The organism is Spirosoma aureum, assembly GCF_011604685.1.
GTDB lineage: Bacteria > Bacteroidota > Bacteroidia > Cytophagales > Spirosomataceae > Spirosoma > Spirosoma aureum.
In genome coordinates, this window is the sequence record NZ_CP050063.1 from 1,111,579 (window position 1) to 1,130,089 (window position 18,511).

Annotated in this window: 17 protein-coding genes; 9 read left to right on the plus strand and 8 right to left on the minus strand. The window is 47.6% G+C overall.

Annotation, left to right across the window (positions count from 1 at the left end):
- Positions 1 to 8: 8 nt before the first annotated feature.
- The 3 genes from G8759_RS04530 to G8759_RS04540 form a co-directional block, all read right to left on the minus strand.
- Positions 9 to 698 carry a YjjG family noncanonical pyrimidine nucleotidase gene (locus G8759_RS04530; RefSeq protein ID WP_167205628.1) on the minus strand — a complete coding sequence of 230 codons (690 nt, stop codon included), beginning with the start codon at positions 696 to 698 and terminating at the stop codon, positions 9 to 11.
- Positions 699 to 752: 54 nt separating this feature from the next.
- Complete coding sequence (locus tag G8759_RS04535; protein WP_162388727.1) at positions 753 to 1,058, minus strand: (2Fe-2S) ferredoxin domain-containing protein; 306 nt, start codon at positions 1,056 to 1,058, stop codon at positions 753 to 755.
- Positions 1,059 to 1,156: 98 nt separating this feature from the next.
- Positions 1,157 to 2,203 (minus strand): class I SAM-dependent methyltransferase, encoded by a 1,047-nt coding sequence (locus G8759_RS04540; RefSeq protein WP_167205630.1) that lies wholly within the window; start codon positions 2,201 to 2,203, stop codon positions 1,157 to 1,159.
- Between the two features lie 212 nt (positions 2,204 to 2,415).
- On the opposite strand from G8759_RS04540, the gene G8759_RS04545 reads away from it, so the two are divergent.
- Positions 2,416 to 3,948 carry a capsule assembly Wzi family protein gene (locus G8759_RS04545; protein WP_167205632.1) on the plus strand — a complete coding sequence of 511 codons (1,533 nt, stop codon included), beginning with the start codon at positions 2,416 to 2,418 and terminating at the stop codon, positions 3,946 to 3,948.
- 214 nt (positions 3,949 to 4,162) lie between these two features.
- Here G8759_RS04545 and G8759_RS04550 read toward each other — a convergent pair whose 3' ends face one another.
- Both G8759_RS04550 and G8759_RS04555 read right to left on the minus strand, forming a co-directional pair.
- Entirely contained in the window at positions 4,163 to 5,614 is a 1,452-nt protein-coding gene (locus G8759_RS04550; protein ID WP_167205634.1) for a Gfo/Idh/MocA family protein, read from the minus strand.
- A gap of 120 nt (positions 5,615 to 5,734) precedes the next feature.
- Positions 5,735 to 6,076: a hypothetical protein gene (locus G8759_RS04555; protein WP_167205636.1), complete on the minus strand. Its 342-nt coding sequence runs from the start codon at positions 6,074 to 6,076 to the stop codon at positions 5,735 to 5,737.
- A 305-nt stretch (positions 6,077 to 6,381) separates the two neighbouring features.
- Between G8759_RS04555 and G8759_RS04560 the strand changes: the two genes are divergently transcribed.
- From G8759_RS04560 to G8759_RS04580, 5 genes are all read left to right on the plus strand, one after another.
- Positions 6,382 to 7,542 (plus strand): sensor histidine kinase, encoded by a 1,161-nt coding sequence (locus G8759_RS04560; protein ID WP_167205638.1) that lies wholly within the window; start codon positions 6,382 to 6,384, stop codon positions 7,540 to 7,542.
- Between the two features lie 11 nt (positions 7,543 to 7,553).
- A complete protein-coding gene (locus G8759_RS04565) occupies positions 7,554 to 8,306 on the plus strand; it encodes a LytR/AlgR family response regulator transcription factor (RefSeq protein ID WP_167218693.1) in 753 nt (250 codons plus the stop codon).
- Positions 8,307 to 8,349: 43 nt separating this feature from the next.
- Positions 8,350 to 9,288: a sugar phosphate isomerase/epimerase family protein gene (locus tag G8759_RS04570; RefSeq protein WP_167205640.1), complete on the plus strand. Its 939-nt coding sequence runs from the start codon at positions 8,350 to 8,352 to the stop codon at positions 9,286 to 9,288.
- 501 nt (positions 9,289 to 9,789) lie between these two features.
- Entirely contained in the window at positions 9,790 to 11,067 is a 1,278-nt protein-coding gene (locus G8759_RS04575; protein ID WP_167205642.1) for a hypothetical protein, read from the plus strand.
- Positions 11,068 to 11,185: 118 nt separating this feature from the next.
- Complete coding sequence (locus G8759_RS04580; RefSeq protein ID WP_232074128.1) at positions 11,186 to 11,557, plus strand: hypothetical protein; 372 nt, start codon at positions 11,186 to 11,188, stop codon at positions 11,555 to 11,557.
- A gap of 80 nt (positions 11,558 to 11,637) precedes the next feature.
- On the opposite strand, the gene G8759_RS04585 is transcribed toward G8759_RS04580, so the two are convergent.
- The 3 genes from G8759_RS04585 to G8759_RS04595 all read right to left on the minus strand — a co-directional run bounded on the left by G8759_RS04585 (position 11,638) and on the right by G8759_RS04595 (position 14,092).
- On the minus strand, positions 11,638 to 12,165 hold the full coding sequence (locus G8759_RS04585) for an ABC transporter permease (RefSeq protein ID WP_162391478.1): 528 nt from the start codon (positions 12,163 to 12,165) through the stop codon (positions 11,638 to 11,640).
- An 85-nt stretch (positions 12,166 to 12,250) separates the two neighbouring features.
- The gene (locus G8759_RS04590) at positions 12,251 to 12,595 is read right to left on the minus strand and encodes a hypothetical protein (protein WP_167205644.1); all 345 of its coding nucleotides are present in this window, start codon (positions 12,593 to 12,595) and stop codon (positions 12,251 to 12,253) included.
- Positions 12,596 to 12,658: 63 nt separating this feature from the next.
- Positions 12,659 to 14,092, minus strand: coding sequence for a glycoside hydrolase family 125 protein (locus G8759_RS04595; RefSeq protein WP_167205646.1), 1,434 nt, complete (start codon positions 14,090 to 14,092; stop codon positions 12,659 to 12,661).
- 289 nt (positions 14,093 to 14,381) lie between these two features.
- Between G8759_RS04595 and G8759_RS04600 the strand changes: the two genes are divergently transcribed.
- The 3 genes from G8759_RS04600 to araA all read left to right on the plus strand — a co-directional run bounded on the left by G8759_RS04600 (position 14,382) and on the right by araA (position 18,450).
- Positions 14,382 to 15,083, plus strand: a complete 702-nt coding sequence (locus G8759_RS04600) for an NUDIX hydrolase (protein WP_167205648.1) — start codon at positions 14,382 to 14,384, stop codon at positions 15,081 to 15,083.
- 213 nt (positions 15,084 to 15,296) lie between these two features.
- The gene (locus tag G8759_RS04605; protein ID WP_167205650.1) at positions 15,297 to 16,982 is read left to right on the plus strand and encodes a ribulokinase; all 1,686 of its coding nucleotides are present in this window, start codon (positions 15,297 to 15,299) and stop codon (positions 16,980 to 16,982) included.
- Positions 16,960 to 18,450 carry an L-arabinose isomerase gene (araA, locus tag G8759_RS04610; RefSeq protein ID WP_167205652.1) on the plus strand — a complete coding sequence of 497 codons (1,491 nt, stop codon included), beginning with the start codon at positions 16,960 to 16,962 and terminating at the stop codon, positions 18,448 to 18,450. Before G8759_RS04605 ends, araA begins: the two co-directional genes overlap by 23 nt.
- The last annotated feature ends 61 nt before the right edge of the window (positions 18,451 to 18,511 follow it).

Below are 18,511 nucleotides of genomic sequence, written 5' to 3' on the forward strand. Positions count from 1 at the left end.
GAGCCGGTTTATAGAATGGCCATGAGTTCTTTCCAGTGGCGAATGTCGTACGTTGGCTGATCATCGACGGCGATTGCTTGCGGATTATAGAACACAGTATCCAGACCAACCCCCTTGGCGCCCATAATATCGGCCTCGTAGTTATCGCCAATCATCAGACTTTCGCTGGTTGTGGCTCCGCTAATTTCCAGTGCGTATTGAAACACGAGCGGATCGGGCTTCTTGGCGTTCGCGTTTTCACTCGTAATCACATGAGTGAAATAATGCGCGATTTCGGCACTATCCATCTTGATGGCCTGAATTTCGGCAAAGCCATTGGTGATGATGTGCATTGTATAACGGCCCTTCAGGTAATCCAGAATTTCCCTGGCCGAATCCAGCAGATGGGGCTTTCGGGGAAGCAATCGCAGGTATTCGGCATTTAGATCGGTATGGACGGTTGCCTCATCGACGCCAAGCGACTGAAACACCAGCGGAAAACGATGCTTTCGGATGTAGCTGTGTTCAATACGATTCTTGTCATAATCAGCCCACAATTGCCGGTTTATGGCAATAAAGTGACGACTGAATTCTTCCGCCGATGGAATGCCTAAATCGCTCAGCCGAAACGTTTCGAACAACTCGGTCAGGGACTCTGCCGAATTGCGGTCGAAATCCCATAACGTATGATCAAGGTCGAAGAAAAGGTGCTTGTACATTGGATATGGCATTTCGGTTTACAGTATTAATCCAACTACCGTAAACCGAAACCGTTAAAAATCCAGCTTCAGGCGTTCTACTGGCTGGTCGTTGATTAAGTGACTTTCTACGATTTCATTAACGTCTGACAGTTGAACATTACCATAATAAGTCCCTTCCGGGTAAACAACCAGTGTTGGTCCGAACGCGCAGGCATCGAGGCAGCCAGTGCGTTGTGCCCGCATTTCTTTCAACAGACCACGCTCGGCCAGAGCCGCTTTAAATGCGTCGACTAATTCGTTGCCGTGGGCTTCCCCGCAGGATTTTTTCGGGGCTGCTTTCTGGTTATTACAGATGAAAACGTGCTTTTTGTATTTCATGGAGTTGCATTAAATCTAATCCCAAAGGTACGCAACGAACCTGAGGTGCTGGCAACAAGTGCGACTATAACGTTGATGTATGATCGCACTATTGTCAACTATTTCTTTTTGGCCACGACCATTACCCGGCCCGGCATGGTGTAGTACTTCACTAGTTTGTGAGGTTTCAGGCCGGCGGTTTGCTGCCACTGCTGGATTTCGGCGACGGAATAATTCCCCGCCGTGCTGCTCAGACCATAAAATAAATCGGTACTACTACCAATCAAATCAGGTTTTGATCCTAACTTGGGTCGGATAAACTCATTGACAATGAACACTCCGCCTGACCGTAGCGCTCGGGCAACTTTATCCGTAACGAGTTGATTTTGTTCCGGCGTAAAATGGTGGGCCAGACTTGACAACAGAATAATGTCGAACGCATTCTCCCCAAAATCATCGATCAGGGCATTGCCCGGCCGGTAGGTTACCCGGTCGCCCAGACCTTGCCGGGCCAATAAGGGAGACGCTTGCTCAATAGCCTGCGGCAAATCCAGAATGATAGATGATAGTGCGGGGAGTCTCCGGCAGAGCGCAGCCGAATGCTGACCATGGGAACCGCCAATGTCAAGCATGCTGGTGGCTACTTTCGGGACGGGTGCCCGTCGGCCAAATTCACGTGCTTCAGTATTGGTGGCAGCTAGCATGGCCTCCTGATAATAGCGCCATTGCTCATTGGACAGGGCATTGTGGTATTGAATGCCAATACCGGTTTGTAAGTACTCACCCAGATGATCCATCCATTCCCAAACGACGCGGTTGTTAAAAATCATCATGCCATATACCGATGATGGATCGTCTTTGAGCGTAAACCTCCGGGCCATTCGAGTCAGCGCAAAGCGATTATTCTGGTAGGTAAAATAGCCCATTGCCGTTAAAAGTCCCATTAATTCACCCAGTGCTTTTTGATTCAGCCGGAGTTTGGTAGCTAGCTCATCAAGTGTTTGGTCTTCATCTTTAACGGCCTCAAATACCCCCTTATCGGCTGCTTCGAGTACAGCCTTGGCCAAAACAGGCATGATCTGAACATGAAGGAGAGGAATAGGGGCGAGGTTAGCACGGAGGGCAAGCCATTCAAGTGGGTTTTCGGGTGAGATCGTCAGTTGCATAGAGAATGTTGCGTCTGTTCTTACAACTCACTAAAGTTAAAATTGGCTTGCCGCAGGTAAATTATTTCATGAAATAAATTTGTGCCATATAGGTTATAAATGATACTAAAATAGTCACTAAAATATCTATTGTATTTATATTTGTAAGGCCAATAAACTAAAGCCCTGATGAAGGTGGGTTGATTGCTTATCGGTGCCTCACCGTCTACTTCATGCGTTCGTATTTCTTATTGTTGTTTATCTGGTCTACAGCCGCTTTCGGGCAATCTGATTCGGTTCGTAAACCTATTGCTGGATTTGTTGAAACGGGCTTATCAGTGGGCACACCATCACAAACGCCTTTCTGGTTACGGGCTAAACAATATGGAATTGTTCCTGATCAAATAAGTTTTGATCAATTGCGGGCGGGTTTCTCCAGACATTACAGTCAGCCTGTACGAAAACTGGATTGGGGTTTAGGCGTCGAAGCTGTAGTTAACATTGGGCAAAGTCGTCGCTTTATCCTACCAGAATTATACGTTAAGGGAAGGGTAGGGGTGCTGGAATTCATGGCTGGCCGTCGGCGCAAGGTTGTCGGATTGGCCGATACACTGCTTGGCGTGGGTCCAATGGCCTGGTCGGGTAATGCGCTACCCATCCCGGAAATACAGATTAGTTTACCTGAATACGTGCCGATCGGTTTTACGAAAGGATTGATCGCTTTCAAAGGATTTTACTCACATGGCTGGTTCGATAATCGTGGGCCCGTGAAAGGCTCCTTTCTCCATCAGAAAGCATTTTATGGGCGATTGGGCAAACCAAACTGGTCGCTAAAACTCTACGCAGGCTTTAACCACCAGGTACAATGGGGAGGGCGTAGCGATGTGTTTACGAGTGATGTGGTCATTAAAAACGGCCGCTTCCCAACCTCGCTGGCTGATTATTTTGACATTATATCAGGTACAAGCTTAGGGGCCAAAGAGGACACAGATACCTCACGCATCAGCAAAGGTGACCGCGAAAATCGCATTGGAAACCATCTGGGAACGATTGATTTAGGAGCTGAATGGACAGGAAAACACTTTTCTGTATGGGTGTATCGGCAGAGTTATTACGAAGATGGCTCTTTGTTTTACCTGATTAATATTGCCGATGGTCTGAACGGAATCCGAATCCAACGATCTGGCGCCCAAACCCGTAGATTTCAGATTCGTGAAATTGTCGCAGAGTTTTTATACACGCTTAGTCAGGGCGGGCCAACATTTGGTAATCTCCCTGCCGAACGAGGAGCCGATAATTATTTTAACCACACACAATATATTGATGGCTGGTCATACGGCGGTCGGGGTATTGGAACCCCGTTTATCGGCTATTATGGCGAAAGCCGGGTAGAACTACCGGCGGCTGTCAAAGCAAATTATACCAATGGCGCTTACCGACTTTTTACCAATAATAATCGAGTGCGTGTTTTGCACGTAGGTTTAGCGGGTACGGTAGCTACGCACTACGCATTTCGGTTGTTGTGTTCACTAAGCGATAATCTGGGCACCTATGCCATTGCCTTTCCGAAAAATACCCGGCAATTATCAGCGTTGCTTTCGGTGAGTGCCCCATTTAAGGGAAAGCCGGACTGGATTGCCCGTGTAATGATTGCTGTCGATCGGGGCAAATTGCTGCCAAACAGTACCGGAATCTATTTTAGTCTTCGTAAGACGTGGGGTTTCGCACAAGCACGATTTGTGAACGCCAACACATCCGGTTTTTAGAGAGTCTCTGATTAATGAATAGGCTGAACGGCATTATGCAGGGCAAACCATGTCTGATCTAACTCCTGTTCAATATGCTGCCAGTCAATGTTAGTATAGCTAGAGGAACGAAAGGATGAAAAATTAAGGTTTGATTTTCAGAGGTTTAAAATGCAAAAGCACCCCACCAGAAAATATGAATCTTGGGCGGGGTGCTTCCTGAAAAAAGAGTGGGTTACGATTTTTTTGCTGTTGCTTTGGCTGAGGCAAGCGTTTTCTTAGGTGCTGTTTTAGCCGCTGGATTTTTCTGGGTCATCGTGACAGGGTCCCAGTAAACGACCTTCTGCTCAAAATAGCTTTCATTACAGGCCAGTACCGGAGCCGCTGCCCGGAAACCGAACACCGGATCTTCAACGGTTCCCTGGCTTCCAAGACGCACATTTTCGAAGAAATTGGCGAAGTGTTTAGCATGGGCATCGTCATCTTTCGGTGCTTCAAACTTCACTTCCTTTACGGGTTCTGCAGCGCGTGTTTCGGGCGGATACTGTGCGTCGTATTGCTTCACAAACTCCTGTTGTACAGGCTCGGTAAACGTAAAGAAACTATCGTAGCCACCGTAACCCGGAGCAACTGGCAGTTTCTTCTTGGTCATGATAAGGTTGTTTTCCGAAAACTCGATCTGTCCTTCACTACCAATAATCCGTGTTACGTCGTTGATTTTACCTGCATTGGCAAAATTCACCCGCAAAACCATCTGGAAGGCTTCGTGTTGATCGGTTTTGGGGTAGTCCATAATGCACGACATGACATCAGGTACATCACGCCCATCTTTCCAGTAGGCAAGATTTCCTGATGAGTAAATGCGCGTTGGGCCGAGTGTGTTTGTTACAAAATGAACGCCCGTAATTAAGTGGATGAACAAATCACCTGCGACGCCCGTACCGTAGTCTTTATAGTTCCTCCAGCGGAAAAATCGTTTGGCATCAAATGGACGCTTCGGTGCGTCGCCCAGAAAGCGATCCCAGTCAAGGGTTTGGGTCGATGCGTCGGGTGGAATGGAATATTGCCAGGCGCCAATGGCATTGAAACGATCGTTATTCGATTCGATGTAGTTAATCGGGCCAATTTCGCCAGCATCAACGAGCCGTTTGGCTTCCTGAAAGGCGGCACTACTGATTCGCTGACTACCCACCTGCATCGTCTTCCCTGATTTCTTCCAAGCATCGATTACCGCTTTTCCCTCGCTCAGGTGCTGTACCATCGGTTTCTCGCAATAGACGTTCTTGCCTGCCTTGAGGGCAGCAATGGTTATGTGATCGTGCCAGTGGTCGGGCACAACGACAATAACAGCATCGATGTCGGGGCGGGCCAGGATTTCGCGGTAATCGCGGGTGGCGAAAAGCTCTTTGTCTTTACCGAATGCAGTTTTAGCGTGCTCAAGCCGACCATCATACAGATCAGACACACCAACCAATTCGACATCGGGGTTGCGCAGAGCCGCTCTGGTATCGAAGTTGCCCTGAATTCCCATGCCGATTGTGGCCAGCCGAATTTTGTCGTTCGGGCTGATTTTCATCAAATTCGGAATGTAGGACGGCATCCCGAATGGTCGGGCTACGCTCTCTGTTGCGACCAGCGCCGAAGCCGCCGACAGGTTTTTGATGAATTTGCGTCTGTTGGATTGCATGAAGGTAAGCTTTACACGTGTGCTGATCAAAGCGCGCGACGACAAAAATTTACCTCTCAATCCTGTATTAATCAGTCTGGCAACGAACAAATAGCTCGTTCGTTGCCGGACCGGGTTAGATTACTTTTTTTCGAAACGGACTGCTACCCATTGCCGGTCGGTTGGAATCTGGTGGGTGGCGTTCCAGACAAACATTGCCTGCTCCAGTGCGATGTTTAACAGGCGTTTGGTTTGAAGGCGTTTAATGTTCAGACTGCGATTTACGGTTTCTTCATAAATTAATTTGTGATCATTGGTATAGAACCGTACCGTGCATTCATGGCTTTTGGCGGGCGTTTCAACTACCCAGAATCCTTCTTTAGCTACAGGAGGTTCCGATTTCATCTGCGCTTTTGCGGCAAACGAAAATGCGACAAGCATGATGGCTACGAAAGCCAGGCGGATTTGTGAGATGGTGTTCATTGTATTGTTGTGTTTTTGGTTGTGGTACTTTCCTGGAGCACATTTCAGCTTTTAGCCGGACTATGTCTCTGCGGTCTACTTTAGCCGATAACTGAATCAAATGTAGAAACCTCAGTTATAGGCTGCCTGGAATATCGCCCGGTAACGCTGGTAGGCCATCAGACAGCAATCAACTGTCTATCAATGTTATTTGCGACCAAATTCTGTTGTTCAGCGACGGAAGAGAGTCGTTTGTCGACTATTGTCGTGGCTTGTAGGTGAACTGCTTCCGTTTATCTAATTTCGGGTAAGCAATCGGCAGATGTATGCAACTTTTAACCAGAGAATTTGTCTTCTCAAACCAGCCTCGTATACGGCTAGCCCGCCATGGTTTGTACTGGTTGGTCTGGACGCTGTTTTTTGCGTTTACGTACGGATTTCTACCGGTCGGCTATTTTATTCGCCAGGGCGCTTCCTGGCCGCGGGCTCTGTTTCAAGGCATCGGTAGTGCAGGTCTGGACGCTGTATTATTTATGCCTGCTCACATGTTTTTTGCTTATGGCCTCATTTACTGGCTAATACCCCAGTTTTTGTTTAAGGGTCGGTACGGGTGGATGCTGATCAATATTATCCTGCTGGTACTTGTCACAGCCTTTGTTTCAGCTTCATTAACCACCTATGTTGTCGATCCTATTCGTGTGTGCCTGGAACTGCGAACATCAGGAAATACATTTTTCTTTGCCATGATGGCGGGTTTGCGCGGGGCCATCACAATTGGCGGTTTTGCGGCCGCTATCAAACTGGTAAAAGTCTGGTATCTGAAACAACAGGCCTATCAGCAGATTGATAAAGAGAAACTTCAGGCAGAATTGCAACTGCTTAAATCGCAGGTTCATCCTCATTTTCTGTTCAATACATTGAATAACCTGTATGCGCTCACACTTAATAAATCAGACCGGTCGCCAGCGGTAGTGCTAAAATTGTCAGATTTGCTTCGGTACATGCTCTACGATTGCAATGTGCCTGAAGTGCCCTTGGGGAAAGAGATTACGTTTATGCGCAACTACATCGGTTTAGAACAATTGCGTTATGGCGACCGGCTGGATATGTCGCTCAATATCTCAGGCGATTATGAGAATAAATTGATTGCGCCCTTGTTGCTGGTTCCATTTCTGGAGAATGCGTTCAAACACGGTACCAGCGAGCAACTCGAACAGGCCTGGATGCATGTGGACGTATCGATTCAGGATACGATTCTTAAATTTAAAGTCATTAATAGCCGGGAGCTAGTAGCCCAGGATGAGGTCTATGTAGGAGGTATTGGGTTGCAGAATGTTCAGAAACGCCTGCAATTGTTATACCCCGACCGACACGAATTACGCATTGTAGCTGGTGAAGAAACGTTTATGGTCATGCTGTCACTGGAACTGGTGCCAGCCCAACCCAGCATAGCCCTGCCAAACCCCCAGCTGGTAGCGGTCGCTTAACAGAAATCATGATGAAAATACGCTGTTTACTAGTTGATGATGAACCTCACGCACTGGAAGTGATTGAGACCTATGTCGGCATGGTAGATGGGCTGGAGATCGTGGGTAAGTGTCATAATGCTATTCAGGCGTTTGGCGTATTGCAGGCAACATCGGTTGATCTATTGTTTCTGGACATCAAAATGCCTCAGCTACTCGGAACCGACTTTGTGCGTAGCTTACGACAACCACCTAAAATTATTTTTACAACGGCTTATCGTGATTATGCGTTGGAAGGTTACGAACTCGATGTGGTTGATTACCTGCTCAAGCCTATTCCTTTTGAGCGATTTCTGCGGGCGGTTTCCAAGGTCATGAAAGCAGAGCAAATACCGATCCGAGCCGGACATGCAGAGCCACCTTCTGTTTTATCCGTCGAGAAACCCGCCGAGGCTCTGCATACTAATACGTTTCTTTATTTTCGGGTTGATCGCAAGATGGTTAAAGTATTTACCCGCGACATACTGTACATCGAGAGTTTGAAGGATTACGTTAAAATTGTAACGGCCGACGCTCGTCCATTGGTGGTTAAACAAAGCATTAGCTCGCTGGAAGAGATGTTGCCTGAAGCGGTTTTTTTACGAATTCATCGCTCGTTTATCGTAGCGGTCGACAAAATATCGGCCTATACGCCCAGTTATGTCGACGTTGCGGGACAGGAACTACCCATTGGCCGACTCTATCACAAAGAAGTAGGGCAAGTGCTAAAAATGGGCATGGAGTAAGACCGGAGCAGCTAAAACAGACACTATCTAGCGCTAAGAGAAAATGAATCCTGTTTCGCGTCGTGCCTTCCTGCGGTCGTCGGCCATTTTGTCGGGGAGTCTGCTGACTACGCCGTCTATAGTTACACCAGACACCATATCGCGAAAGCCATTGCGGTTAGGCGGGCCTATTTTCCTGAAAAGCGACGATCCGGAGGAGCTGGCAAGGGAGCATCGACGGTTAAACTACAGTTCAGCCTATGTTCCTGCCGTTGACTTTAAGGATTCTACAAAAATCAATGCCATTCGGAAAGCATTTGCGGGGCAGAATGTGATCATTGCCGAGGTAGGTGCCTGGGTCAATATGCTGGATCAGGATGCCGAAAAGCGTCGTAAAAACCTGAACTACGTTACCGAACGGCTGGCTTTAGCTGAAGCTGTTGGCGCACTGACGTGTGTCAATATTGGCGGCTCCTATAATCCCAAACAATGGGACGGTCCGGATACCCGCAACCTAACCCGCGAATATTTCGACGCTACGGTCGAGAACTGCCGCAAAGTGATTGACGGGGTGAAGCCCAAAAAAGCCAGATTTGCACTTGAAATGATGGGATGGAGCTTGCCTGACGGCCCAGAATCATACCTGAAATTTATCAAAGCAATTGACCGTCCGGCGTTTGGGGCCCATATCGATATTGCCAACATCATTAATAGTCCTGCGCGCTATTACAACAATACAGCCTTGATCAATGAGACATTCCGTCTGTTAGGCCGTTGGATCGTCTCGTCTCACGCGAAAGATGTTTATGGCAAGGATGGGCATTTTGCTGAAACCATGCCTGGCCGTGGCGAAATGGATTATGGTACATACCTCCGAAATGTAACAGCCTTGCCGCAGGAGGTGCCGTTGCTGCTCGAACATTTGCGAACGCCTGAAGAATACGACGAAGCCCGGCAGTTCGTCATCAATCGGGCCGTTAAAGCGCAGATATCTTTGGCCTAACGTATAAACATAAACGTGGCCTGTCAATGATAATTCAGTCGATACATTTTTACGGCTTCATTATGCACAGTAGCGCCCTGGTTGAGTAAGAATCAAGTGTACTCAAAACTTATCAGGATTGACGTCCTGTTTGATTGCCTGGGTTAATTACTTTGTGAACTTGTTTGTGCACCTGGCAAATGAATAATTATGTGGATTTTATTGATATTAATTGTGGATTTTTATATAGATTAGTGATACTATTTTATTGATCGGTACCGTTAATGGCTAAAAAGAGCAGAATTCATTCTCACAAGTAAATTAAAAAGGTACGTAGATGAATGGGAGAAATAGGTGCTTCACAAAATGTGATTTACAACTATTTACCTCATTGCCGGAGTCTGGAAGTCAGTTAGTTTTAGGACTTTCGCTCAGAACCGTGCCACGGTTTATCCATCAAGCATTAGTAACCGTGGCACGGTTCTGAGCGAAAGTCCTAAGTTATTGTTTGTAGTTAAATTGATGAATACTCAGCTTAAATTTTACCGATTCTTTTATTGGGCAATTACTTTACTCCTTCTGGGAAGTATTCCCGTTTTATGCGCTCAGCTCATGCGGGAGAAGCCACCGGGAGCACCACCTGAAGTTGCCAGTATTTACTCAATCCTTTACATCATTATTGGATTTAGCGTTATCAGTGTTGTTAGTTATGTCTTACTGTACGGTAAATCGTGGGCGAAAGGAAGTATCCTGTCACTGCTAAGTTTTGTCCTGAGCTGGTTTATCCTAGAGGGTATTTGCGCGGTTGTTTTGCACTGGAAAGACGGAACGCCACTGATATCGCCCCAAAGAACCGTACTCCAGCGAGATCCGATTGCGACCAGACGCACTAATTTTTCGTTGATCAGGTATGATAGTCTGGGAATGAGTCGCCCCTCGCCGGGTCAATATGAAACGATTTATTCAATTAAGGAGAATCGTTTGATTCACGGAAAGCCAACCGCTTTAGAAAAAAACAGATCGGTTGCCTACCATATTGATAGTTTATCCAGACGGATTACTCCTTTCGATAAAGGCCAGTCTGTCGGGAAGTATGCCTTATTTCTGGGATGCTCATTTACCTACGGCGAATCGGTTTCGGATACGAGTACGATTCCTTATTTTTTTGGTCGACAAACGGGTTATCATCCCTATAATTATGGTGTGTCCGGGCATTCACCAGCCCATATGCTGGCGTTGCTGCAAACGATTAACATTCGAAAAGAAGTAGCTGAAAAAAATGGAGTAGCTTTCTATACCTATATCGAAGATCATCTGGCCCGAGTGGCTCCCAGTACAAGATGGGCTTATAATTCAGACGGCTATTTGCCGCACGTGAATGCCGATAAGTTGACGGTTGACGGCTCGTATGCACAAAAACACCCAGTCCGTTTAAAGCTTATCCAGTGGATGTATAAAAGCAACGTGGCCAGGCTTTTTAAACTTAATTTTCCCGGAAAATACAGTACAGAGCAGTACCGCCGATTTGTCAATATCGTCAGGAAGTCAAAAGAATTATATAATGAGCAATTTGGGAATGATAATTTCTACGTGGTTATCTTTCCAATGTATCCGATGGATACCGAACTCCGTCAGCTATTTAATCAGGCCCGGATAAAATTAATTGATTATTCAAACTTGCTTACCTGGAAAACAGCCTACGACGGTATGCATCCCGATGGAGAGGCTTATAGACGGGTGGCTCAAAAACTAGCCGATGACTTTGACTCTAAATTGGAACAGCCTATCACGCTGCGATAAATATTTTATAAATAATTTATGCAACGATTCACCATAAATCATCCTCTTATCATTGAACCAACAAAACCATTTAAACGATTTTCTGATGTTTATCAAGACACTACTTGCATCCATTCTTATGATTGTCGCTACATTTCAGGCGGCTACAGCGCAGACAACGGCATCGGCCAATAGTCAGACGGTTACCGGTAAATGGGTCGGTTCATTTGACGGGGCTTCTTCAGGAAAATTTGAACTGGTGCTCAATCAGGACAGCAATGGCAAGCTTACCGGGCAGGTAATTATGATAACCGACGATGGAAACCGATACCCAATTGACCTGAAAACTGCCGTTTGGGAAAAAGAACAGTTGAGCGCTTCGTACGCTGATCCGTCGGATGGAGATGAGGTGAGCTTTACGGGAAAACTCGCTGACCCAGGCCTGAAAGGAACATGGAAGGCAGATGGGGGCCAATCGGTCGGTACCTGGCAGGTAAGCCGGGCAAAATAAGAGCCTAAGCAAGTCTGAATACACGAATGCCATAAGCTGAGTTATGGCATTCGTGCTTTTATTGAAAAAGTAACAACTAGCTATAAATCCGGAATTTCCCGGATTCGGACTTTCATCTGTGGGCGTTCGCCGTTCGGAACAATCGCAATGAATGTGTTATTGACCGTTTCGCCGTTCCGGATCATATGGCCTGCCTGAATATTGGTTGTCGTCGTGACCTCTTTTCCCTCTGCGTTTTTAATTTTCTGCTGGTAGGGTACTGTAAAAGGTCTTGCCATGATTTTGCCGCCTTTAGATGTTAATCGTTTCCCGTTGGCGTTTAGACAATCGAACGAGGCAAGTTCATTGAGGTTTTCCTGACCAAAAACGGTCTGTCGTGGAAAAAATAGTTTCGTACAATTACTCTTGTTGGTGACGTAAATGGTTACCTCATACCGCATAAAAGACTCCCCGCTGATTTCGATACGACGCTCATTATTGATCTCAAAACCATAGTCGATGCCATTGAGCTGGGCTGGTTTGCCGGCTTCAATATCATAAGACTGCTGGGCAAAAAGCGGACAATAGACTGCTGCGAAGAACAGACAACAGCTCAAAAAACGGATCATGTTGCTAAAATGGTTAAAGGCATAAAAATACATAGCGGGAGACATATTACGCAAGCTGATTGCTGGGAAGAAAGGCCATAGAGACCTATTTCCACAATATGGAAACCAGAATAATTGATAACGCCAACAGTAACTGTACGAATACTTTTAGCGTAAAGGCCTGCCCGTAGTGAATCGGGTAGAGAATGGCTCCGGCGATTACACCCGTTACAAAAAACAGAAATCGATTCGACCACATGGAGCCATTAAAGCCCTCGACGCCAAATTTTGAGGCTTGTATCCATAACCAGGCACAGCCTACAGCCAACAGGTAGGGCATTGGCGACTGAATCCATTTGTTGTTTTTAAACTGCCAATACATGATGTACCAATGCCCTATCGAACCGATCAGAAACAGCAGGGTAGATAGCGCTATTTTATAGTATTGCATTGATATATAGGGTTATGATGTACGTTACGGATAAAAGAAGGAAATGAAATTGCCGGTATTCAGTTATACCGGTTTGCTCAGTAAATGCGGTCGTTCGGCAGCTAATTTCAGTATGAGTTCACCAAAGAGCGTGTTTGCCCAGGCAAACCACTTGCGGGTAAATTTTGTCGGTTCGTCCTGATCGAAAGATTCATGCATGAACCCCGTACCGGCATGAGTTTTTTTCAACTGACGAAGCTGCGCCACGATCTCCTGATCGTCGGTGGAGGTAAGCGCCCGCATAATCAGGCTCATTGGCCAGATGCTATTGACCAGCGTATGTGGACTACCGACACCTTCTGCGGCTTTTCCACTGAAAAAATACGGGTTGTCGGGGCTAAGAACAAACCGACGGGTGTTTCGATAGACTGGATCACTAACCGGGCAGGCTCCCAGATAGGGCAGCGCCAGCAGATTCGGTACGTTGGCATCATCCTGAAGCAACCGATTTCCATACCCATCAACTTCCAGTGCGTAAATTTTGCCGTATTTCGGATGATCATAAATGGCATACTGTTTCAGGGCGCCTTCTACTTCGTTGGCCAATGTCCGGCATTCTTTCGCAAAGGCAACTTCGCCGGGTTGTATCTGGTCTATCATCGTAGCTAACTGCCGGAATGATGCGACTGCAAACCAGTTGGATGGGACATAGAACGGGAAAACTGTCGCATCGTCAGAAGGCCGGAAAATGCTGTGAATTAAGCCAATCGGTCGTGTTGGGTTGCCATATCCGTTGCCCGGAACCGTGTCTGTAGACCAGGAAGTCTCACGCCCGAACTTGTAAGGCCCTCGGTTTATTTTGCGCTGTTGCTCACGACAGGTTTGCAGTACTAACGTCATAGCCTTTAGCCAATCAGCATCGAATGGGCTCGTGTCGCCGGTCGTTTTCCAGTAGTGGTAAGCCAATCGAATAGGGTAACATAGGGAATCTAGCTCCCATTTGCGTTCGTGGAGTCCCGGTTTCATGGCCGTAACGTCTTTTTTCCACTCGCCCTCTTTGGTTGCGTCGGCATAAAACGCGTTCGCATAGGGGTCTCGGATAATGCACCGGGCCTGCCGTCGAATGACGCCCTCAATCAGTTGCCGAAGTTCTTTATCCTGTTTGATTAGCGGCAGATAGGGCCACACCTGCGCTGTGCTGTCACGTAACCACATGGCGTCGATATCGCCGGTAATGACAAACGTATCAGGCTTGCCGTTCGCAGTGCTAAACTGCACGGTGGTATCAAGCGTGTTGGGGAAACAGTTTTCAAACAGCCAGGCTAATTCAGGATCGCGAATGGTTTTGTGCATCCGCCCGATGGTTTGTTCAACGGCCGTGCTCGTGAAGTTACGATGGCCTGCTGCTGTCCGAACAACAGGAAAATCAGGGGCTGACGCTGACAATACGGACGAATAATTGATGAGTAAGCCTGCACTGGCCATGCTGGCCTGTTGAATGAACTGACGGCGATCCATGAAAAGTAAGAATTGAATAGGGACCTTGCAGAAAGGCTTGACATGGTTCTTGATGATGTTCAGTTAAACCGAGGCATGTTTTTGCTGCAAAATTCCTGTTGAAATAATTCGTATCAATCACAAAGAAAAGGAAGCGGTTGAGTAGATGCCTAGATTCCTGCCGGATTATTTATGCGTATATGGCTGACTCTAAATTATTTTAGCACTTTTTTCGGAGAGAAAATATCTTTTCCTATAATTGTGTGCCGAATACACTATTTGGTTCGAAAGAGCCGCTGATTGACAGACCATGATTCATTATACGCACCCTAGCCGGATTCTGGTAGCGCTTGACTGTATTATTTTCGGCTTCGATGGCGAAGAGATTAAATTGCTTCTGATCAAGCGCAACTTTGAGCCCGAAAAAGGGAAGTGGTCGCTTATGGGCGGATTTTTGAACGACACAGAAGACCTGGAAGCCGCTTCTCAGCGCATTTTATACGAGCTGACCGGACTGACCAATAATTACCTGGAGCAACTTCAAACCTTTGGTGCTGTGAACCGCGATCCGGTTGAGCGTACGATCTCGGTCGTTTATTACGCACTTGTTAACATTGAACAGCAGGACGTAAATACCATAAAGGCACACAATGCGTATTGGCTCAGCTTGAATAACAAGCCTGAATTGATCTTTGATCATAACGCAATGGTTGAACAGGCCCTGCATCGCTTACGCTATAAAGCCGCTCTTCACGCGATCGGTTTTGAACTGTTACCCGAAAAATTTACGATTCCTCAGCTCCAGAAGTTATATGAGGCAATCTATAAGACGCAGCTTGATCGTCGGAACTTCAGCCGAAAGATCATGTCGACGGGACTTTTAGTCAGTACTGGTGAGAAAGACACCAATTCGGTTACCAAGAAAGGGCAACTGTATCGGCTCAATTCCGAAAAGTATCAGCAATACCTGACAGACTATGTTAGCTTCTTCCCCGAATTAACACTGGCGTAAGGATGACTTTTCCCATGAAATATTCCGATACCAACCAGGCCACAGCTAGCTTTCATCGGTGTTAAATAAAAATTAATTACTATTTCTTGTTGAAAGAACACAACGAATTTGTAGTATTGTGTCAGATAAACACTATTCAAGAAATCACCCTGTACTGGGCTTGAAAAAAGCCCCGGTTGACAACGAATTTGCACGAAGTTATCAGTCATCATTATGAGCAATCCATACGTTATCGGTGTTGACTTTGGCACCGACTCGGTCAGGGCGCTGATCGTCGATACGCAGACCGGTCAAGCCGTTGGAACGCATGTTCACGAATACGCTCGCTGGAAAAAAGGCCTCTATTGTAACCCGGCCACGTCGCAGTTTCGGCAGCACCCGCTCGATTACCTGGAAGGGCTGGAGGCCACCATTACGGGTGCGCTGGCCAAAGCGCCCGCCGATGTTCGACAAAACATAGTCGGCATTTCGATCGACACGACGGGTTCTACGCCAGGCCCCGTTGATGAAACAGGCTTGCCTTTGGCATTACGTCACGATTTTGCCGAGAATCCGAACGGTATGTTTATCCTCTGGAAAGACCATACGGCTAATGCTGAAGCGGAGGAGATTAATAATCTCGCCCATCATTGGGATACAGATTACACCAAATATGTGGGTGGAATTTATTCCTCGGAATGGTTCTGGGCAAAAATGCTGCGAACCCTTCGGGTTGATGAAGCGATTCGGCAGCACGCTTTTTCGTGGGTCGAACACTGCGACTGGATATCGGCTGTCCTGACCGGCAACACAAATCCGCTTACACTCCGTCGGTCGCGTTGTGCTGCTGGTCATAAAGCGCTCTGGCATAGTGAGTTTGATGGCCTTCCGTCCAATGAATTCCTGACCCGACTAGACCCATTACTGAGCGGTCAGCGCGACCGGCTTTTCACCGACACTTACACAGCTGACCAGCCGATGGGGAAACTATCGGCAGAGTGGGCCGAAAAACTGGGGCTGTCTACTGATGTTGTCATTGGAGTAGGGGCTTTCGATGCGCACATGGGAGCCATAGGCGCTGAAATAGAACCGTATGCCTTCGTCCGGATCATTGGTACGTCTACCTGCGATATCCTGATGGCTCCCAACGAAGAAATCGGCCATCGGCTGATCCGGGGAATCTGTGGGCAGGTAGATGGTTCCGTAGCACCGGGAATGCTGGGTCTGGAAGCCGGTCAGTCGGCTTTTGGAGATGTATATGCCTGGTTTTCTCGGCTGATAACCGGTCCGGTGCGCGAGTTGCTGGGCGACGAAGCCGCCGATAAACTTAGTAGCCAGCTTATACCGCATCTTTCGGCGCAGGCTGCTCAATTGCCCGTTACGGAGAATGATCTGATTGCACTGGACTGGATCAACGGCCGCCGTACTCCCGATGCTAATCATACGCTTAAAGCAGCCATTGCCGGGCTGAATCTGGGAACGGATGCGCCAAAAATTTTCAAAGCCTTGGTAGAGGCTACGGCCTTCGGTTCCCGCAGTATTGTCGATCGTTTTGTGCAGGAAGGGGTTCCGATCAAAAAAGTCATTGCCATTGGCGGGGTGGCCAAGAAGTCGCCCTTTGTGATGCAAACCCTCTCCGATGTGCTCAATAAACCCATTCAGGTTGCTAACTCCGATCAGGCTTGTGCACTCGGTGCGGCCATGTGTGCGGCTGTAGCGTCTGGCGTTCACCCAACAATGGAGGCCGCTCAACAGGCTATGGGATCTGGTTTCGACGCCGAATACCAGCCCCGGCCAGAGCAGGTATCCGTCTATGAAAAGCTGTATCAGAAGTATCTTAAACTCGGTGCATTCATCGAAAATAAACAAGTAAGCAGTTCCCAATCAATTACCCAGTATGCTCAATCTGAATCACTATGAAGTCTGGTTTGTCACGGGCAGTCAACACCTGTATGGTGAAGAAACCCTTCGGCAGGTAGACGCCCATTCGCAAATCATTGCTGGCTTTCTAAACGATGCACCGGCAATTCCGGTACGGGTTGTATTCAAGCCCGTTGTAAAAACTCCGGATGAAATTTATGCCATCTGCCAGGAAGCGAATGTAGCCCAAAATTGCGTGGGTATTGTCACCTGGATGCATACATTTTCGCCCGCAAAAATGTGGATTCGGGGATTGACTATCCTCAAAAAGCCGTTGCTTCATCTGCATACCCAATTCAATCGGGATATTCCCTGGGGCAGCATCGATATGGACTTTATGAACCTCAACCAATCGGCGCATGGCGACCGGGAGTTTGGGTTTATGGTATCCCGAATGCGCCTGAATCGTAAGGTAGTTGTTGGGTTCTGGCAGCAGCAGGATGTTATTGACAAGATTGCGGCCTGGGCGCGGGTGTCGGTAGCGGCTTATGAACTGAAGACGATGAAAGTGGCCCGTTTTGGCGACAACATGCGTCAGGTGGCCGTAACGGAAGGCGATAAGGTAGCGGCTGAAATTACCTTTGGCATGTCGGTCAATACCTACGGAATCGGTGATCTGGTGGCGGTGATCAATCAGGTAACCGATACAGAGGTCGACCGGCTGGTTGAGGAGTATGCCGATAGCTATACGCTGATGGATTCCCTGCTGAAAGGGCAGTCGCAACACAGTTCATTGCGCGATGCGGCCAAAATAGAACTGGGAATGCGGGCTTTTCTGCAAGACGGCAATTTCGGCGCTTATACCGATACGTTCGAAGATTTGCATGGCATGACCCAGCTTCCGGGAATTGCTTCACAGCGCCTGATGGCCGACGGATACGGGTTCGGTGGCGAAGGTGACTGGAAAACCTCCGCCATGGTTCGTACGCTGAAAGTTATGGCGGCTGGTTTGCCGGGCGGCAATTCATTCATGGAAGATTACACCTACCATTTCGACCCCGCCAATCCGCTGGTTCTGGGCTCACACATGCTCGAAATATGCCCATCCATTGCCGCCGATAAACCAACCTGCGAAATTCACCCGTTGGGAATTGGTGGTAAAGCTGATCCGGTTCGGCTGGTGTTCAATGCCCCTGCAGGTCCGGCCATCAATGTGTCGCTGGTTGATATGGGAAATCGATTCCGGCTGATTGTCAACGAAGTGGAAGCGGTAAATGTACTGGAAGCGTTGCCAAAACTACCGGTGGCCCGCGCTTTGTGGAAACCCATGCCCGATATGCAAACGGGCTGTGCTGCTTGGATTCTGGCGGGTGGAGCGCACCATACCGTTTACAGCCAAAACATGACAACGGAGCATATTGAAGACTTTGCCGACATCTTCGGTGTCGAACTGGTTGTGATTGATAAGAACACAACCTTGCGGCAATTGAAAAACGAATTACGCTGGAGCGAAGCAGCTTATCGGTAATACGTACTCACCTCACCCCCTCTCTTTGACGTAAGGAGAGGGGCATTACGAGTCACCTTTC